The organism is Myxococcus sp. XM-1-1-1 (genome assembly GCF_020037095.1).
GTDB lineage: Bacteria > Myxococcota > Myxococcia > Myxococcales > Myxococcaceae > Myxococcus > Myxococcus fulvus.
Genome location: NZ_JAIQDH010000018.1, coordinates 14,822 through 32,901, shown reverse-complemented (window position 1 = coordinate 32,901; position 18,080 = coordinate 14,822). Strand labels below are relative to the sequence as shown.

Annotated in this window: 14 protein-coding genes and 1 other RNA gene; 6 read left to right on the top strand and 9 right to left on the bottom strand. The window is 70.0% G+C overall.

Features of this window, described 5'->3' with window-relative positions; all coding sequences use genetic code 11:
• Positions 1-31: 31 nt before the first annotated feature.
• The 3 genes from K8640_RS29215 to K8640_RS29205 all read right to left on the bottom strand — a co-directional run bounded on the left by K8640_RS29215 (position 32) and on the right by K8640_RS29205 (position 1,154).
• On the bottom strand, positions 32-328 hold the full coding sequence (locus K8640_RS29215) for a hypothetical protein (protein WP_223750063.1): 297 nt from the start codon (positions 326-328) through the stop codon (positions 32-34).
• A 36-nt stretch (positions 329-364) separates the two neighbouring features.
• A complete protein-coding gene (locus tag K8640_RS29210; protein WP_046713217.1) occupies positions 365-652 on the bottom strand; it encodes a hypothetical protein in 288 nt (95 codons plus the stop codon).
• 61 nt (positions 653-713) lie between these two features.
• Positions 714-1,154, bottom strand: a complete 441-nt coding sequence (locus K8640_RS29205; protein ID WP_223750062.1) for a hypothetical protein — start codon at positions 1,152-1,154, stop codon at positions 714-716.
• 52 nt (positions 1,155-1,206) lie between these two features.
• Between K8640_RS29205 and K8640_RS29200 the strand changes: the two genes are divergently transcribed.
• The 3 genes from K8640_RS29200 to K8640_RS29190 are packed head-to-tail and all read left to right on the top strand — an operon-like array spanning position 1,207 to position 9,408.
• Positions 1,207-1,854, top strand: coding sequence for an RlmE family RNA methyltransferase (locus tag K8640_RS29200; protein WP_223750061.1), 648 nt, complete (start codon positions 1,207-1,209; stop codon positions 1,852-1,854).
• A 49-nt stretch (positions 1,855-1,903) separates the two neighbouring features.
• Positions 1,904-7,957, top strand: a complete 6,054-nt coding sequence (locus K8640_RS29195) for an alpha-2-macroglobulin (protein ID WP_223750060.1) — start codon at positions 1,904-1,906, stop codon at positions 7,955-7,957.
• A gap of 56 nt (positions 7,958-8,013) precedes the next feature.
• Positions 8,014-9,408 carry a hypothetical protein gene (locus K8640_RS29190; RefSeq protein ID WP_223750059.1) on the top strand — a complete coding sequence of 465 codons (1,395 nt, stop codon included), beginning with the start codon at positions 8,014-8,016 and terminating at the stop codon, positions 9,406-9,408.
• Between the two features lie 328 nt (positions 9,409-9,736).
• On the opposite strand, the gene K8640_RS29185 is transcribed toward K8640_RS29190, so the two are convergent.
• From K8640_RS29185 to ssrS, 5 genes are all read right to left on the bottom strand, one after another.
• Positions 9,737-10,873, bottom strand: coding sequence for an EndoU domain-containing protein (locus K8640_RS29185; RefSeq protein WP_223750058.1), 1,137 nt, complete (start codon positions 10,871-10,873; stop codon positions 9,737-9,739).
• A 100-nt stretch (positions 10,874-10,973) separates the two neighbouring features.
• Complete coding sequence (gene tyrS / locus K8640_RS29180; RefSeq protein ID WP_223750057.1) at positions 10,974-12,236, bottom strand: tyrosine--tRNA ligase; 1,263 nt, start codon at positions 12,234-12,236, stop codon at positions 10,974-10,976.
• A gap of 59 nt (positions 12,237-12,295) precedes the next feature.
• A complete protein-coding gene (locus tag K8640_RS29175; RefSeq protein WP_141322810.1) occupies positions 12,296-13,087 on the bottom strand; it encodes a TIGR00282 family metallophosphoesterase in 792 nt (263 codons plus the stop codon).
• Entirely contained in the window at positions 13,084-13,710 is a 627-nt protein-coding gene (locus K8640_RS29170; protein ID WP_141322811.1) for a 5-formyltetrahydrofolate cyclo-ligase, read from the bottom strand. The genes K8640_RS29175 and K8640_RS29170 overlap by 4 nt, the downstream gene beginning before the upstream one ends.
• Before the next feature lie 19 nt (positions 13,711-13,729).
• Positions 13,730-13,925: non-coding RNA, 6S RNA (gene ssrS / locus K8640_RS29165), on the bottom strand.
• Positions 13,926-14,121: 196 nt separating this feature from the next.
• On the opposite strand from ssrS, the gene K8640_RS43280 reads away from it, so the two are divergent.
• The 3 genes from K8640_RS43280 to K8640_RS29150 all read left to right on the top strand — a co-directional run bounded on the left by K8640_RS43280 (position 14,122) and on the right by K8640_RS29150 (position 16,337).
• On the top strand, positions 14,122-15,054 hold the full coding sequence (locus K8640_RS43280; protein ID WP_223750056.1) for a lipopolysaccharide assembly protein LapB: 933 nt from the start codon (positions 14,122-14,124) through the stop codon (positions 15,052-15,054).
• Entirely contained in the window at positions 15,051-16,034 is a 984-nt protein-coding gene (locus tag K8640_RS29155) for a serine/threonine-protein kinase (protein WP_223750055.1), read from the top strand. The genes K8640_RS43280 and K8640_RS29155 overlap by 4 nt, the downstream gene beginning before the upstream one ends.
• 120 nt (positions 16,035-16,154) lie before the next feature.
• Entirely contained in the window at positions 16,155-16,337 is a 183-nt protein-coding gene (locus K8640_RS29150) for a hypothetical protein (RefSeq protein WP_223750054.1), read from the top strand.
• A gap of 36 nt (positions 16,338-16,373) precedes the next feature.
• On the opposite strand, the gene K8640_RS29145 is transcribed toward K8640_RS29150, so the two are convergent.
• A complete protein-coding gene (locus K8640_RS29145; RefSeq protein WP_223750053.1) occupies positions 16,374-17,903 on the bottom strand; it encodes a right-handed parallel beta-helix repeat-containing protein in 1,530 nt (509 codons plus the stop codon).
• Positions 17,904-18,080 lie beyond the last annotated feature (177 nt).

The following is an 18,080-nucleotide window of genomic DNA, read 5'->3' as shown; positions in this document are numbered from 1 at the left end:
GGTGGTGTCCGGTCCGCCCGGGCGTGCTCCTTCAGCGGACGCCGCCCTGCTGCGAGGCGTAGGTGCCGCTCTGCTGCTCGTCGTCGAGCACCGCTCCCGCCGCCGCCGCGCCCATGTCCTCGGGGGTCGCCGGCTTGCCCTTGGGGGAGCACACGCACCCCGCGGAGTTGCGGATGATGACCAACGCGCCCAACTCCATGTCCAGGTCGGTGCAGATCTTCACGCACTCCGTGGCCCGCTCCTTGGGCACGGCGGCGGTGGTGGCGGCGACGGTGACGCAGCCGGGGAGCACGAGCAGCGCGAGCAGTCCGATGAGCTTTCGGTTCATGCCCGAGCGTCTATCACGGGCCCGCCGTGGGGCGTTTCATCGCTTGCGGAACAGGGCCTCGGCGGCGCTCATGAGCGCGTCGCGGCTCGCCTTCGCGTGCAGGCCGCCCTCGCCAATCTGGAACAGCTCGCAGAAGTTGGCGCCGTCCTTGTCGGAGGGCACCTCCGCGAAGGGCTCCTTGCACTCCTTGGCGAAGCTCGCGTCGTAGTGCCGGCAGTTGCGGCACGAGCGCACGTCCTCGTCACACTTCGGACACGTGTCGCTGCGACCGACCTGGTTGGCGATGATGTCGAGCGTGTGTCCACAGTGCGCACAGCCGGCCATGACCACCTCCGCGAAAGAGCAGGGGGGACATTCTGCCAGCGTGGCGTGACGGCCGGGAGGCCTACCGTTGGAGGCTGGACACGAGCGCCGGCGTGCGCTCCGAGGGAGCGGGCGAGGGCGGCGCGGAGGGGCGCAGCTCCCCGAGGGCATCCAGGAGCTGGTCATCCAGGCGCTTGAGGAGGAACAGCACGTAGGCACCCACCAGGGACAGGGCGGCGGCCAGCACGGCCAGCATCATCCCGCGCTCCCACAGGTGCGCCTTCTCCATCACCCCGCGGCGCTCGGAGAACGTCTTGAGCTGGGCGGCGGCGGCCTTGTCGTCCAGCCGCTGGGCGTACTCCTGGGCCTGGGCGGTGCCGCGCTCCATCAGCCACTGCCCCTGCACCTGGAGCGCATCCGCCCGGGTGTAGCAGTAGACCGCCCCGCCCGAGGAGAGCAGGGTGAAGCACAGCGCCAGCGTCAAGCTCCGGGTGCCCATCGCCTCGTCCTCCGGAATCGCCATTGCGCGGGCCTCGACACCCACGCCTGCCCCGGCTTCCCGAAGACAGTAGCGGATGGTAGGGAGCCCCCCTGACATGGGCAAGCCCTACCGTCCTAAAGACCACTATTTCCAGAAAGCCAAGCAGGAGGGCCTCCGAGCGAGGTCCGCCTTCAAGGTCGACGAGCTCATCAAACGCTTCCCCATGGTGAAGAAGGGCCATGTGGTGCTGGACCTGGGGGCCGCGCCTGGAGGGTTCCTCCAGATCCTCGCGGACGCGGTGGGAGGCACGGGGCAGGTGATTGGCGTGGACATCGTCGCCATCCGTCCCTTCACCCAGCGGCACGTGCGCACGGCGGTGCTGGACGTGCTCGCGGACGACTTCGACGCGAAGCTCACCGCGCTGCATGACGGCCTGTTCGACGCGATCATCTCCGACATGGCGCCCAAGACGAGCGGCATCAAGGCCACGGACGAGGCGCGCAGCCTGCGGCTGGCGGGCAAGGCGCTGGAGCTGGCCCAGAAGCGGGGCCGGCCCGGCTCTTCCTTCGTGGCGAAGGTGTTCATGGGGGGCGACTTCGAGGACTTCCGCGACCAGGTGCGCGCCCTCTTCGAGGAGGTGAAGGTGGTGCGCCCCGAGGCGACGCGCGGCGCCAGCATGGAGGTCTACCTGGTGGGGCTGCGCCGCAAGGCGCCGTCGGAGGGGGCGCCCCCCGCGAGTTGATCCGCATTGTGGAACGGTGGGGCGGCCTCCTGTGTCTAGAGTGCCGACCATGCACCACACCCTCCGCACCTGGGCATCCACTGTCGCGCTGTTGTTCGTGTCCCTGCTGCTCTTCGCCCCGCCCGCGCTCGGCGCCGCGGCGGCGAAGGCGCCTCCCTCGTGGAAGGACATCGACGCGCTGGAGTCGAATCAGCAGTACGAGGCCGCCGCGAAGGGCGCGGAGGCCCGGCTCATCAAGGCGCGTGAAGGTCAGGACGAGGCCGAGTGGACGCGCGCGCTGCTCCGCACGGTGCGCCTGCGCAGGGCGCTGCACGGGTACGAGACGGCGGTGCGCTTCCTGCGCGAGGAGCCCTGGCCCAAGGGGCAGCTGTCTCGCGCCGCGCTGAACCTCTACTACGCCAACTCGCTCGTCACGTACGCGCGCGTCTACAGCTGGGAGGTCCGGCAGCGCGAGCAGGTGGCGTCCTCGGGGCCGGTGGACCTGAAGGCGTGGACGTACTCGCAGCTCATCACCGAGGCGCAGCGCGCGTACGAGGACCTCTGGAAGCAGCGGCAGGCGCTGGGCCAGGAGCCGGTGAAGGCGCTGTCCGAGTACCTGCAGCTGAACACGTACCCGGAAGGCATCCGGCCTACGCTGCGCGACGCCGTCACGTACCTGCGCGTGGAGCTGCTCGCCGACAGCACGCACTGGTTGCCCGAGCAGGCCAACGAGGTCTTCAAGCTGGACCTGCGCTCGCTGCTGGAGGGCACGCCGGTGGTGGACCTGACGGACCCGAACATCCACCCGCTGGTGAAGGTGGCCGCGGTGCTGGGGGATCTGGAGTCCTGGCACCGCGCGGGCGGACGGCGCGAGGCGGCGCTGGAGGCGCGGCTGCGTCGCTACGAGGTCCTGCATCAGCACATCACCGACGCGGAGGACCGCGCGCGCATCCGCGAGCACCTGACCGCGCACCTGGCGGGGTTCAAGGACGTGCCCTGGTGGTCCATGGGGCAGGGGCTCCTGGCGGAGCAGGAGAACGCGGCGGGCCACGCGGTGCGGGCGCACGCGCTCGGCAAGGCGGGCATGGCGGCGTTCCCCAAGTCGCTGGGCGCCTCGCGGTGCCGGACGCTGGTGGAGTCGCTGGAGGCGCCGGACTTCCGTGTCGTCTCCATGCAGTCGGACGGCGCGAACCGTCGCTCGGTGGAGGTCACGCACCGCAACGTGCCGGCGCTCCACTTCCGGGCGTACCCGCTGGATGTCGAGGCGCGGCTGAAGAAGATCGACGACTACAACCTGCTGCCGTACGGGGACGCGCTCCTGCGCCTCGTCCGGAGCACGAAGCCCGTGGCCACGTGGACCACGCAGCTGCCCGCCACGCCCGACTTCCAGCCGCACCGCACCTTCGTCACGCCGCCGCTGAAGGACGTGGGCACGTACGTCATCGTCGCGTCCGCGCGGGAGGACTTCCGTGAGAAGGGCAACCGCATCCAGGCGTCGTTCCTGTCGGTGACGCCGTGGGTGGCCATCACCCGCAACATCCGCGGCCGGGGCGTGGACGCGCGCATCGTGAAGGGCGACACGGGCGTCGCCGCGCCGGACGTGGCCGTGCGTCTGGTCCAGATGGACTACCGCCAGGGCCCGCGCACCGTGGCCCGGGCGAAGAGCAATGCCCAGGGCGAGGTGTCGTTCGACGCGCCCAAGGGCCAGAACTACCAGAGCTACATCGTGGTGCTGGGCGAGGGGAAGTCCGCGCTGATGCTGCTCAACGGGGTGAACTTCTATCCCTTCTCGGAGCCGCAGCAGGTCGTGTCGTCGCTCGTCTTCACGGACCGCAGCGTCTACCGGCCGCTGCAGAAGCTGCAGTGGAAGGTGGTGGCGTACAGCGGACAGACGAGCCAGTCGCGCTACGAGACGATGCCGCACACCTCGGTGAAGGTGCGGCTGATGGACCCGAACTACCAGGAGGTCGCGTCGAAGGAGGTCCGCACGAACGACTTCGGCTCGGCGGCGGGCGAGTTCACCATTCCCACGGGCCGGCTGCTGGGCGCGTGGCAGGTCCAGGTCGAGTCGGGTGGCAGCGCGGCGGTGCGCGTGGAGGAGTACAAGCGGCCGACCTTCGAGGTGACGCTGAAGGACCCGGACTCGCCGATGCGGCTCAACCGGCCGGCGACCTTCAAGGGCGAGGCGCGCTACTACTTCGGGCTGCCCGTGGCGTCCGGCACGGTGCGCTGGCGCGCGTACCGCGAGCCGGTGCTGCCCTGGTGGTGGTGGTACGACACGCGCTTCATCTCGCAGCAGCGGCAGCTGGTCGCCGCGGGCTCGTCGTCGGTGAAGGAGGACGGCGGCTTCGACATCACGTTCACGCCGGAGGCGGACGAGCGCTCCGCGAGCACGCCCGGGCTGACGTGGCGCTACCGCGTGGAGGCGGATGCCACCGACGAGGGCGGCGAGACGCGCTCGGCGGAGCGGGCGTTCCGCCTGGGCTTCGTCGCGGTGGAGGGCCGCGTGGAGACGGACACGGGCTTCCTGTCCCAGGGCGCGAAGTCGGAGGTGCGCCTCGTGCGCTCCACGCTGGACGGCGCGCCGCAGCCCGGTGAGGGACGCTGGCGCCTGGTGGCGCTCAAGCAGCCCGCGCAGCCGCTGCTGCCGGCGGACGAGCCGATTCCCACGCCGCCGAACCTGAAGGAAGACCCCGCCGCCGCGCCTTCGCCCACGCCGGGGGACGCGCTCCAGCCGCGCTGGGCGCAGGACTACAAGCCCGAGTCGGTGCTGGCCCGTTGGGCGGATGGCGCGGAGCGCGCCAAGGGCAGTGTCCAGCACGGTCAGGACGGCGTGGCCAAGGTGACGCTGCCCGCGCTCGAGGCGGGCGCCTATCGGCTGCACTACGAGACGAAGGACGCCTTCGGGCAGACCTTCACCGTGGCGCGCGAGCTGCTGGTGGCCGGAACGAAGTCGCCGGCCGAGCTCGCCGCGGCGCTGGTGGTGGAGCGGTCCTCGGTGCGCGTGGGCGAGAAGGCGCGGCTGCTGGCCACGTCCGGCTTCGAGGGACAGCCGCTGGTGCTGGACCTGTACCAGGGAGACACGCGCATCCTGCGCAAGGCGCTGGTGGCGGGCGAGGGCGCGTCGGTGGTGGAGATTCCGGTGACGGAGGCGATGCGCGGCGGCTTCACCGCGGTGCTCGTGGCCGTGCGTGACTGGCAGTTCGTGCGCTTCACCGAGCACGTCTTCGTCCCGTGGGACAACAAGGAGCTGCAGCTGGAGTTCTCCACGTTCCGCGACAAGATCCGCCCCGGCGCGAAGGAGACCTGGCGCGTGACGGTGAAGGGCCCGAAGGGCGCGAAGGTGGAGGCGGGCGCCGCGGAGCTGCTCGCGTATATGTACGACCAGTCGCTGGACCTGTTCGCGCCGCACTCGCCGCCGAGCGCCTCCAGCCTCTATCCCAACCGCGCGACGGCGGTGGAGCTGGGGACCTCGCTGTCCATGTCGCATGCCCAGTGGCTGGTGTCACAGGGTTACGGAGAGTTCTCCTCGTGGACGCAGCCTTCGTCGGACCGGCTGCGGTTCGATGACGGCTACGGCGTGGGAGGACCCGGGCGTCGGCACCGGTCCTCGCGCATGAGCTTCGGGGGTGTCGCCAGTCCGTCCGCGGCGGCTCCGGAGATGGTCCGGAACGAGTCGAGGGTGATGCGCGAGCAGGATGCTCCGGGGGCTCCTCCTCCTCCGCCGCCTCCGGCGCCGCCGATGGAGCAGAAGGCGAAGGCCGAGAAGCCCAACCCGGGCGGCGGTCAGGCCGAGGCGCCGTCCAGCGGGCTGCGCTCCAACTTCGCGGAGACGGCGTTCTGGGTGCCGCACCTCATCACGGGCAACGACGGGTCCGCGTCGTTGGAGTTCACGGTGCCCGACTCGGTGACGGCCTGGAATGTCTGGGTCCACGGCCTCACGAGGGACTTGAAGGGGGGCTCGGCCCAGCGCACCACGCGCAGCATCAAGGAACTCATGGTGCGGCCGTACGTGCCGCGCTTCCTGCGCGAGGGAGACCGCGCGGTGCTGGAGGTGGTGGTGAACAACGCCTCCGAGCAGCAGAAGCAGGGCACGCTCACGCTGGACATCGTCGACCCGGATACTCGCAAGAGCCTGCTGTCGGAGTTCGGCGTGAAGAACGCGTCGCAGGCCTTCACGGTGGCGGCGGGGCGGGGGACCAGCCTGCGCTTCCCGCTCACCACGCCGACGCGCGTGGGCCAGGTGGCCTTCCGCGTGGAGGCCCGCTCCGGGGATTTGAGCGACGGAGAGCTGCGGCCCTTGCCCGTGCTTCCCGGCCGCGTGCACCTGGCGCAGTCGCGCTTCGTGACGCTCAAGGGCCCGGGCTCGAAGACGATGCGCTTCGACGACTTGAAGAAGGGCGGAGACTCCACGCGGGTGAACGAGCAGCTCGTCGTCACGGTGGACACGCAGCTCTTCTACTCCGCGCTCCAGGCGCTGCCTTACCTGGTGGACTACCCCTACGAGTGCTCGGAGCAGACGCTCAACCGCTTCGTGTCCTCCGGCATCCTGGGCAGCCTCTACGACAAGTACCCGGCCGTCGCGAAGATGGCGAAGGAGATGAGCCAGCGGGAGACCCAGTTCGAGACCTGGGACGCGGTGGACCCCAACCGGAAGATGGCCCTGGAGGAGACGCCCTGGCTCGAGCTGGCCAAGGGCGGCCGCGAGGGCAACGCGGGCCTGGTGAAGGTGCTGGACCCGAAGGTGGCTCGGGCGGAGCGGGACTCGGCGATGGCGAAGCTGCGCAAGGCGCAGACGTCCAGCGGCGGCTTCCCCTGGTGGCCGGGTGGCCCGCCGTCGCCGTACATGACGCTCTACATCCTGCACGGCCTGTCGCGCGCCATGGAGTACGGCGTGGAGGTCCCGGCGGACATGACGAGCCGTGCCTGGGAGTACGTGGCCCGGCATTACCGCGAGGAGTACTCCGAGAAGCTGATGAAGAAGGGGGTGGGCTGGGAGTTCCTCACCTTCCTCAACTACGTGGCGTCCAACTATCCGAACGCGAGCTACACGGGCGACGCGCTGACCGAGGACGAGCGCAAGGCGATGCTCGCCTTCAGCTTCACGCACTGGAAGAAGCACTCGCCGTACCTGAAGGGCTACCTGGCCCTGACGCTCAAGCGCGCCGGGCGCAACCCGGACGCGCTGAAGGTCTGGGACAGCGTGATGGACTCGGCGAAGACGAGCGAGGAGCTGGGCACGTACTGGGCCCCCGAGGACCGCAGCTGGCTCTGGTACAACGACACCACGGAGACGCACGCCTTCGCGCTGCGCACGCTGACGGAGCTGCGGCCCAAGGACTCCCGACGCGAGGGACTGGTGCAGTGGCTGCTGCTCGACAAGAAGCTCAACCACTGGAAGTCCACGCGGGCCACGGCCGAGGCGCTCTACGCGCTGGTGAAGTACCTGGAGGCCGAGGGTGCGCTGGGCATCCGCGAGGACGCGAAGGTGACGGTGGGCCCGCGCGTGGTGCGGATGGAGTTCGCGCCGGACGCGTACACGGGGAAGAAGAACCAGGTCGTGGTGCCCGGGCCGGAGCTCCAGCCGGAGACCATGAGCAGCGTGGTGGTGGAGAAGACGACCCAGGGCTTCGCCTTCGCGTCGGCCACGTGGCACTTCTCCACGGAGAAGCTGCCGGACGAGGACCGGGGTGACTTCTTCCAGGTGTCGCGGCGCTACTTCCGTCGCGAGCGCGAGGGCAAGCAGGTGGTGCTCCAGCCGCTGAAGGAAGGGGCGATGATTGCCCCGGGTGACGAGGTGGAGGTGCAGCTGTCGCTGCGCACCAAGCACGCGGCGGAGTACGTCCACCTGAGGGATCCGCGCGCGGCGGGCCTGGAGCCGGAGAACGCGCAGTCGCGGCACCGGTGGGACCTGGGCATCGTCTGGTACGAGGAGACGCGGGACTCGGGCTCGAACTTCTTCTTCGAGTGGCTGCCCGCGGGTGAATACACCTTCAAGTACCGGCTGCGCGCCAACATGGCGGGGACGTTCCGCGTGGGGCCCGCCACCGTGCAGTCCATGTACGCGCCGGAGTTCACCGCGTACTCGTCGGGAGCGGTGATCACGGTGGGGGCCGCGAAGTAGGCTCGCTCCAGGGCCCGGGCCGGGCGGGCCCGGGTCCCCTGGGAGCGAGTGTCGTCATGTCCTTGTCGCGCGGTCTGTGTCGGTCGGGTGGGTGGCTGCTGCTGTGTCTCGGTGTGGCGTGCTCCGACGGTGGTGCGGAGAGGCCCGCGCCCGAGTACCGGCTGTCTCCCGAGCGCGCCGCGCGACTGGAGGCCCTGAGGACGGAGATCCTCTCGGATACGTGCTACCAGGGGGAGGACACCCGCGGCTGTCCCCGCGTGACGGTGCCGTTCGCGCCGACGCGCGACTTCGCCATGAAGGACAGCACGGGCGAGGCGCTGCTCATCGTCGACGACTTCCCGACGTTGCCCGCGAGGGCGCTGCGCTATCGCAATCGACTCCTCGGGTACTACCGGGCGCTGGAGGGCGGTGACGTCGTCGCGGCGGACCCGGGGTGGCTGGTTCCCCCCAGGTTCCACGAGGCACTGACCACGTTCGCCACCGAGGACTTCATCCCGGCCGAGGCGTTGCGCGCGCTGGCGGAGCCGCTGCGGGCCCACTATCCCGAGCAGGGGCGACAGAGCGTGGGACACGGCAGCACGGTGTTCTCCCTGTTGGTGGAGGCCAATCCCCGGCAGCCCATCGTCGTGATGGACCATCCGGGCCTGTATGAACTGTCGCGCTCGGAGTTCTGCGAGCCCACGGGTGAGCCGGGCGCCCTGGAGCGACTGAGGGGCAGGGCTCAGCGCGCGGCCACGGGGCTGCGGGGCGTCATCGAGCGACATGGCGTCCGCTTCGTGAACCTGAGCCTGGGCGAGACGGTCGACTCCCTGCGGCGCGCCTGGCCCCGGTACTGCTCGGGAGAGGCGCCGGGAGTGGAGGTCCTCCGCGCGAAGCTGGCCGCCTACGCCCCCATCGCGCAGGTGCTCTTCGCGACCCCCGGCGTCTTCACCGCGCAGGCGGCGATCGACGCCACGGACCCATGGGACTACCCCTATGACTTCCCGTCGGCGGAGTACCCGAACCGGCTTCGCGTGGGCTTCTTCACGACGCTCGAGTCAGGACTCGATGAGTCGGGGCGAGGGGACACGTCGAAGCTGGAAGGGTGGCCCGCGCGCGAGGACGTCGATGTGTACGTGAACAGCGGCGTGCTCCCGACGCGCCCCTTCCCACACAACGCGACGCCATGGCTCCAGGTGGACAGCTTCGGCGTGGACATCTTCCCCATCACCGCGGCGACGACGTCGTGGATGGCCCCGCTGGCGCTTTCTCGGTTCATCCACGTCCGCTACGAGCGCTTCGCGGACAGGACGATGACCGACGAGCTCATCAAGCGCATCACCAAGTGGATGGTTCCCTCGGCCTGTGAAGGCCGGCCGGACCTGGTCTGCGTGTTCCAGGACCCGCTCGCGCACGGGCAGCTCGAAGTCACCCGATTGGGCTATCGGCCTCGCGAGTACGTCGCGCCCTGACGGTGCAGTCGGGGACGTCATCGACCTCGCGGCGGTGGCCGCCTGGTCCGTCCAAGAGCGAGCTTCCGCGTCCCTGAGAAGGGCCATGGTGACCATGGGGCGTGCGGATGCTGGAGTGGCCCCATGAGGCGCGTGCCTGTCGAGGCAGTGCGCGAGCTGAGCGGCTACTCACCGCAGGAGGCGGCGTGGTCCGCGGGATGGCGGAGTGGCGCCATGAGGCACATCGTGTGCCTCTCGAGGTAGTCCGCGAACGGAGCGGCTCCTCGCCGCAGGCGGCGACGTTGTCGGTGGAGGGCCGTGTGGCGAAGCCTTCGGTGCTGCCAAGCGGCTACTCGCCGCAGGTGGCGGCGTTGTCCGTGGGGTGCAGCGTCGCGATGCCGTAGGTGCCGTTGCGCGTGCCGCACCAGATCTGCCAGCGCGTGTTGCCCAGGTCCTTCGCGGCATACACGCCACCTTCCTTCTTCGCCCCATCCCGAGCGCAGCAGCGCACGAAGGCCCGCGTCCCGATCGACATCAGACCCACCGCGTCCTGCGAGTCGGTGAACCCGCCCACGCGCTTCTCGCCACAGGACCACGGGGCCACGCCCTGGAAGCGGATGAGGTACTGCTCCTTCGTCTTCGCGGAACCTCCGCGCACCGGGCCGCCGTAGCAGATGCGTCCCTCCGCCTCGAGCTGGGCGTAGCGCGGCAGGAAGTGCAGCCCGCCAATGGGACCGCGCTGCCAGTCGTCCCCACAGAACACGTGCGTGAAGGCGTTGCGCGGCCCCGTGCTCACCCACAGGCTCGTCAGCCAGTCGATGTTCGCCTGCCGGTTTCCAGGGCGCCCCGCCGCGGACAGCGCCGTCTGGAGCCGCGAGTCGTCGTAGTGCCGGGCGACGAAGCGCCGCACGTCCGCCGCGCTCACGCTCACGTCCGGCCGCGCGGGGCATAAACCCAACACCTCCCGGTCCATCGCCGACAGGGGAGGGGGCGTGGCGAACAGCGGCTCTCGCGAGCACGTCGTGGCGCAGCCCGTGGCCGGCTTCCACGACACGGCGGGCTTCGTCTCGGCGGCATACCGGGGAGCCTCGGCGCTCGGGGCGGTGACGACGACAGGCGCGCGGTTCTCCTCTTCACGCTCCGCCAGCTGCTTCTCGCGACTGCGTGCGCGCTCGGACGCATCCGCCCGGTCCGCCGCCGCCAGCGTGGCCGCGCTCGGCGCCGAAGGGGCCGCGGACTCCTCGGCACCTTCGCACAGCACCCAACCCTCGGCGGAGGGGCCCCGCAGCTTGCACCACGCCCGGGCAGGGCCGCCCTTCTTGAGCAACGGATACGTCTTCCCAGCCTCCACGGTGAAGACGACGCGGGAGGACTCGGGCTGCTCCACCGCGTCGACGGAGGACTCGGAGACGAACGCGCCCGGGCCCGCGAGGGCGGGGAGGGCGCTCAGCAGCAGACCGAGGCTCAGGGCGGCGGAAAGACGCATGGTGCGCGGGACTGTATCCCAATCCCACCCCGCCCCTCGACACGAGGGACGGGACGGGCCACTCCTCGGCCACCAGGGACGCACCACCCCCGGAGGGAATTCACGCCAGCTTGACGCGCGCCGCCTTCAGCTTGCCCACCTGGAGCGTGTACTCGCCGGCGGACAGCTCCGCCTTCGGGTCCGTGGCCTTCTCGCCGTTCACCCGCACGCCGCCCTGGGCCAGCATCTTCCGGCCCTCGGTCGAGGACGCCACCAGCTTCGCCTCGGCCAGCACCTTCGTCAGCGGCAGCGTGGGCGCGCCGCCCAGCGACACGTCCACCTGGGGCAGCGCGTCCGCGGACAGCTCCTTCTTCGCGAAGCGCTTCTCGAAGTCCTCCTCCGCCTTGCGGCCCGCCTCCTCGTCGTGGAAGCGCGCCGTCATCTCCCGGGCGAAGGCCACCTTCGCGGCCTTGGGGTGCACCTCGCCGCTTGCCACCTTGGCCTTCAGCTCGGTGACTTCCTTGAGCGTCTTCGACGAGAGCAGCTCGTAGTAGCGCCACATCAGGTCGTCGGTGATGCTCATCAGCTTGCCGAACATGGTGTCCGCCGGCTCGCTGACGCCCACGTAGTTGTCCAGGCTCTTGGACATCTTGTCGCCGACGATCTTCCCGTCGATGAGGCGGGCACCCAGGCCCTCGAGGATGGGGCCCGTCATGATGACCTGCGGCGCCATGCTCTCCTCGCGCATGAGCTGCCGGCCCACCAGCAGGTTGAAGAGCTGGTCCGTCGCGCCCAGCTCCACGTCCGACTTCAGCGCCACGGAGTCGTAGCCCTGAAGCAGCGGGTAGAGCAGCTCGTGGATGGCGATGGAGACGTTGTCCCGGTGGCGCTTCTTGAAGTCGTCGCGCTCCAGCATGCGCTGCAGCGAGTAGCGCGACGCCAGGCGGATCATCCCCTCGGTGCCGAGCTTGTCGAGCCACTCGGAGTTGAAGCGGACCGTCGTCTTGTCCGCGTCCAGCACCTTGAAGACCTGCTGCTTGTACGTCTCCGCGTTCGCCTTCACCTCGTCGCGGGTGAGCGCCGGGCGCGTGGCGTTGCGCCCCGTGGGGTCTCCAATCAGCGCCGTGAAGTCGCCGATGAGGAACACCACCGAGTGGCCGAAGTCCTGGAAGCGCCGCATGCGCGTGAGCAGCAGCGAGTGGCCCAGGTGCAGGTCCGGCCGGCTCGGGTCGAACCCCGCCTTGATGACCAGCGGCTTGCCCGAGTCATACGAATACTGGAGCTTCTTCTTCAGGTCCTCGGGCGAGTGGAGGTCCACCGTGCCGCGGGTGACTTCTTCGAACTGCTCCTCGGGGGTCGCCTTGCGCAGTGCGTCCTGATTCATGGCCGGCGGACCATAACCGAAACCCCCGCCCTGCACGCGAGCCTTCCGCTTCCGGAAGTTCAGGTACCCGGCAGGTGGACGCGCACGCGCTCGATGCTCCGGCCGCGGCCGGTGGCGTCGTCGATGTCCACCACCACGCCCTGCAGGTAGACGAGCCGCTCGGCCACTTCATAGGGCGCGTGCTTCTGCCCCAGGAACCGCGCCAGCGACTGCTCCTTCTTCATCCCGATGACGGAGTCGAGCGGGCCACACATGCCCACGTCGGTGATGAAGGCCGTGCCGCCGGGGAGGATGCGCTCGTCCGCCGTCTGCACGTGCGTGTGCGTGCCCACCACGACGGACACCCGCCCGTCCAGGTGCGCCCCCATGGCGTTCTTCTCGCTGGAGGCCTCGCAGTGCATGTCCACGAGGACGCACGGCGTGCGCGCCTTCAGCTCCTCCACCAACCCCAGCACCACCTCGAAGGGGTTGTCGTGGGGACGCATGAAGACGCGGCCCTCCAGGTTGATGACCCCCAGCGCGCGCCCGTCCGGGAGCGTCACCAGGCCATGGCCCTTGCCCGGGGTGTCCTTGGGATAGTTGGCGGGCCGGAGCAGCTTGTCCGGCCGCGCCGTCACCCAGGGGATGATGGATTTCTTGGACCAGAAGTGGTTGCCGCTCGTGAGCAGGTCCACGCCCGCGGACAGCAGGGTGTCGGCCGTCTCCGGAGAGATGCCGGCACCCTGGTCGCTGTTCTCCGCGTTGGCGATGGTCACTTCGATGCCATGGGTGGCCTTCAGGCGTGGCAGGAGGGCGCGGACGGCTTGAAGCCCCGGACGACCCACCACGTCTCCCATGAAGAGGACCTTCACGTATCCAGGAACTCTGGCTCGCGATGCAGGCCGCGGTGGACCTCGGACTCGGTCACCACGAGGTCCATGTCCACGTCGTCACCCGTCGTGGGCAGCACCGACACGAGCTGCTCCTTGAAGGCCAGGCCCACGCGCCTGCTCCGGGGACTCGCCGCGCGCAGGGTGGCGTCGTAGTAGCCGCCTCCGCGCCCCAGCCGCTTGCCGTCCTCCGTGAAGCCCAGTCCCGGCACCACGAACAGGTCGATCTGCTCCACCGCGATGAGATCCGACGCGTTCGTCGGCTCCCTCACGCCCAGTCGCCCGGGCTCCAGCTCCAGCTCGGACTTGATGGCCCGGAAGGAGAGGATCCGCCCGTGCACATGGGAGAGCGGGTAGCAGACGATCTTCCCGTCCTGCAGCGCCGCCTTGAGGATGTCCTGCGTGGGGACCTCGCCCTTGATGGGGGCGTAGAGCGCCACGTACCGCGCCTTCTCGTAATACTTCGTCGCCAGGAATCGAGATTGGACCTTGAGACCCCGCGTATCGATGAGATCGGGCGTCATCGCCTTGCGGCGCGCCGTCAACTCATCCCGCAGCGTCTGCTTCCTCGCCGCCGCCGCCTCTTCCACCACCGTCTCGCTCACCGCCGCCGCTCCGCAGAAAAAGTCCCCCGCCGCATGGCCGTGTGCCCAGCGTCCATTGAACCCTCAAAAGCCAGGTGGGAACCGAAATCATGCCGCCGCAGGCTTCCCTCATCCCCCGTGAGGAGGGAGGGCTTGCACATGGCGACCGAAACGGACCCCGGAATGGACGTATCGGTTCGAATTTCTGCTGGGCATCACGCGCCCCGCAGGGGACAGCCCTTGAAACAAAGCTACAGTGCCACCAAGGTCCCGAAATTACAGCGAAAACTCGCGACCACCTTTTGAAATGATAAGGATGGGAAGCGGCGAGGTCAAGGCATCCTCGCGCGTTTACAAGGCGGGCGCAGGCCCCCTATGATGGCAGTCCCCCACACCCCGCACATGCCGCCCTCGCTTCTAAACAAGGGACTCGTGACGGCTCTTTCCGTCGCCTCCGGCCTCGCCTGGGCGGGACCGAAGCTCGCAGGCCCCTACCAGGGGGATACCTACGGGCAGGTGGACCTGCACATGGAAGGCGAGCGCCTGGTGGGCTTGTCCGCCGGGTCCGGAGGTGGCTGCAAGTTCGCCCCTGGCACGGAAGTCCTGTCCGGAGAGTTCCAGGGCAACGTCCTGGTGGCCACGGTGCAGCTCTGCCTGGAGGGCCCCCCGCCGGACTGCGTGGGGGTGAGGCCCTTCACGGCGCTGGCCGTCTACAACCCCAACTCGCTGGTGCTCAGCGCGCACTTCCGGCTGCCGCCCAAGTGTCACTCGCCCGGGTTGAAGGACTCGGTGCTGACGCTGCGCGGAGTCCGGGGGGCGGAGCCGGTGGAGCGCGAGGAGGAGGTGCCCGCCGCGCCCCCCGATGCGGTGGAGGCGTCCCTGGCGCCGGCGAAGGAGGCCTCGGCGGCGCGGCCCCAGCCCCTGGGGACCCGGCCGGTGGAGCTGGGGCAGAACCTGCTGGCGAACGGCAAGTGGGACATGGCCCGGGCGCGCTTCGAGGCGGCGCTGGCCGAGGACAACAAGGACATCGACGCGCTGGTGGGCATGGCCGCCAGCAACCTGGGCTCGGGCAACGCCGTCCGGGCGGTGGAGTACCTGGAGCGGATCCGCCCGGTGCCGCCGTCGCGGCCGGACGTCTACGCGTGGCAGGCGTACGCGGCGGAGCAGCAGGGCTTCAAGGGGCGCGTGGTGCCGCTGCTGCGCCGGGCGCTGGAGCTGAACTGGGCGCCGGAGAGTCCGAAGCCCTGGGAGGCGGTGCTGGTGCGGGCGCTCGCCGCGGACATCGAGCAGGTGCAGAAGACGGTGAAGAATCGCAAGCGCGCGCCGGGCCGCGAGTCGGCGGGAGCCGGAAGCTCGAGCCCGTGAGCCAGACGCCTTCGCCTCCGAAAGCCCAGCGGGTCTTCGGCCCCTATGAAATCCTCTCCGTGCTCGGCAAGGGCGGCATGGCGGAGGTGTACCGCGCGCGGGTGCTGTCGGGCCCGCGCGAGGGGTGGACCGTCGCGCTCAAGCGACTCTTGCCGGCGCTGACGGCGGACCCGGACTCGGTGACGTTGTTCTCGCGCGAGGCGCAGCTGTCCAAGCAGCTGCACCACCCGAACATCGTGACGGTGTTGGATGCCGGTGAGCTGGAGGGCATCTACTTCATCGTCATGGAGCTGGTGGACGGGCGGGACCTGGGGCAGATCCTCCGCCGCTGCAAGGTGCGAGGCATCCCCCTGCCGCTCGACTTCGCGGTGTACCTGGGCAAGGTGCTGCTGGAGGCGCTGGCGTACGCGCACTCCGCCACCGGCGCGCAGGGCGAGCCGCTGGGCATCGTCCACTGCGACGTGTCCCCGTCGAACCTGTTCATCTCCCGCGTGGGGGAGATCAAGCTGGGGGACTTCGGCGTCTCGCGCGTGCTCGTGGACGGCAAGCTCCAGGAGGGGGAGGTGCTGGGCAAGCCGTACTACCTCTCCCCGGAGTCGCTCCTGGGCGAGGTGAGCCCGGAGGCGGACCTGTGGGCGGCGACGGTGGTGCTCTACGAGCTGCTCACCCTGGAGCGCCCCTTCACGGGCGCCACGCCGGACGAGGTCTTCCAGGCCATCCGCTCCCGCGCGTACCGGCCGCTGCGCGAGCTGCGTCCGGAGGTTCCCGAGGCGCTCGAGGACGTCGTGCGGCGCGCCTTCTCCGAGCGCCCCGAGGACCGGTTCACCACGGCGGAGTCCTTCGCCCAGGCGCTCGCGCCGCATTACGACGAGCGCGTGGGGACGCCGCTGGCCATCGCCGCGGTGGTGCGCGGGCTGTTCGGCGCCAGCGACATCATGCCCGCGGTGGTGGTGCCCCCGCCTTCCTCGGGCACGGAGTAGGGGAGCGGCCACGCGCCCCGCTGTCGCCTCGGCGCTGGCAGTCCCACGAGGGCGCGGGGATGACGAACCTCCTCGCATGCCGCGCCAAGGTGCGCGCGGCGCCCCCTCGCGAGGACCGCCATGGCCACCCAGAAGCCCCCGCCGCCGAAGCCCGAAGAGTCCGCCCCCGAGCGCAAGACGCGTGAGGAGCAGCCCGAGCGGCTGCCCGCCCGGCCCGAGGAGCCTCGCGAGGACGGGATGCCGGGCTACGGCCAGCCGGACGAAGAGGTGCGCGAGAAGTCGCTGCCCGATCAACCGTGGTAGCGCCCAGGCGCCGCTCACCGCGCCGCGGGCGACGTGTCACTCCTCGCCGACCATGGGCGGTGATTGCCCATCGTCGGGCTCGGCGGTGATGAGCGAGGAGCCCTGTTCCAGGTTGAAGGGGGCCAGCCGGTTCTGCCAGGTGGTGAAGGTGCCGATGGAGAGGAGTCCGAAGGCGCTGAACTTGCCGTCCGCCCCCTCGTAGCGATTGCGGTCCATCCGCAGTCCGGGGCGGGCGGTGTCGCGTCCCAGCTTCACGAAGCTCGTCATGTCGCGCAGCGTGTTGCCGTAGACCTGCAGGTCCGTGACGATGAGCGGCTCGTCCGCGGCGAGCCGCAGCCCCGAGTCCTCCGTCCGCTCGATGATGTTGTCGAGCACCCGCACCCGGTGCGCCCGCACGATGCGGATGCCCTGGCCATTGGCCCGGTTCGCGAAGTTGAAGATGTCCGTCACCACGTTGCCCTTCACCAGCACGTCGACGGGATTGTCCACGGGGGAGAGGCCGCCGATGGAGATGCCCCTCCCCGCCAGGAAGATGGCGTTGCCGATGATGCGGATGTTCGTGGCGTCCTCGTGCACCAGCACCGCCTCCGCCGCCGACGTCGTCGCCTGCCACGGGAAGCGCTCCAGGTTCGGGAAGCGGAAGAACACGTTGCCCTGGATGGCCAGGTCGTCACACGCCTTCACGTCGATGCCGTTCTCCCCGCAGTCGTGCATCTGGTTCCCCTCGATGAAGAGCGCGGAGGGGCGGCCCTCGTTGGGCTGGCACTGCACGGCGTCTCCCGAGGCGTCATGCAGATCGTTCCCCACGATGAAGACCTCGCGCGACGCCCCCTTCACCACGACGGCGTGGGAGTCCTGACCCCATCGCGAGAAGTCATGCACCTTGTTGCCGGAGATGAGCAGCCGTGAGGCGTCGCTGACGACCACGCCACCTCCCGCGCGCCCGCCGTGGAGCAGCGAATCGGTGAGCTGCGTGCACGTGGTGTCGTTCTCGAACAACGCCGCGAACGAGGGCCGCTCGCGCACGTCGACCTCGACGAGTTCGACCACCCAATAGGGCTGGCTCAGCATCACCAGGCTGCCCACGTCGGTGGCGGAGGGGACGATGATGGGGCGCGCGGCGCGCTCACCTCGCAGCACGATGGGCGCGGAGGCCGTGCCGGCGCGCGCCTTCAGCGGCGTGATGGCGACCTGCTCCGGATAGATGCCCGCGTGGACCTGGATGATGTTCCCTGGCTGTGCCTCCCTCACCGCCGCCATGATGGTGGTGAAGGGATTGGCGCGAGAGCCGAGCGGCGCCTCGGCATCCCGAGGTCCCAGGTTCGCGACGTGGAGCGTGGCGCCGAGCGCCGCCTCCGGCCCCGGGCAGCGATCTCTAAAAGCACTCGCGGCCTCGAGCGGCATCGCGTCCTCGTCCCACAGCGGCGTCGGCGCGCTCGCGGCCCGCGTGACGTCCTCCGTCGGCGAGGCGTCCTCCTGTCCCGAGCCCGGCGCGCACGCGAGCGCGAGCGCACCCGCGAGCACCGCGAGTCGATGCGTCAGCCACTGCTTCCCCCCTGAGCCCATCCCCATGTGTTCCCCCCGTGCATCGGCAGCGGAAAGAATGGTTTCCACCGGAGCGGGCATGTTCAAGGTCCATGCACCCCAGGGGGGATGGGGCATTCAACGCCGGATGCTCGCGCGCGTGATGGGCGGCCGCGTCAATCGCGCCTTGCACCCTGCAAGCACGCCGGGCCACGCCGG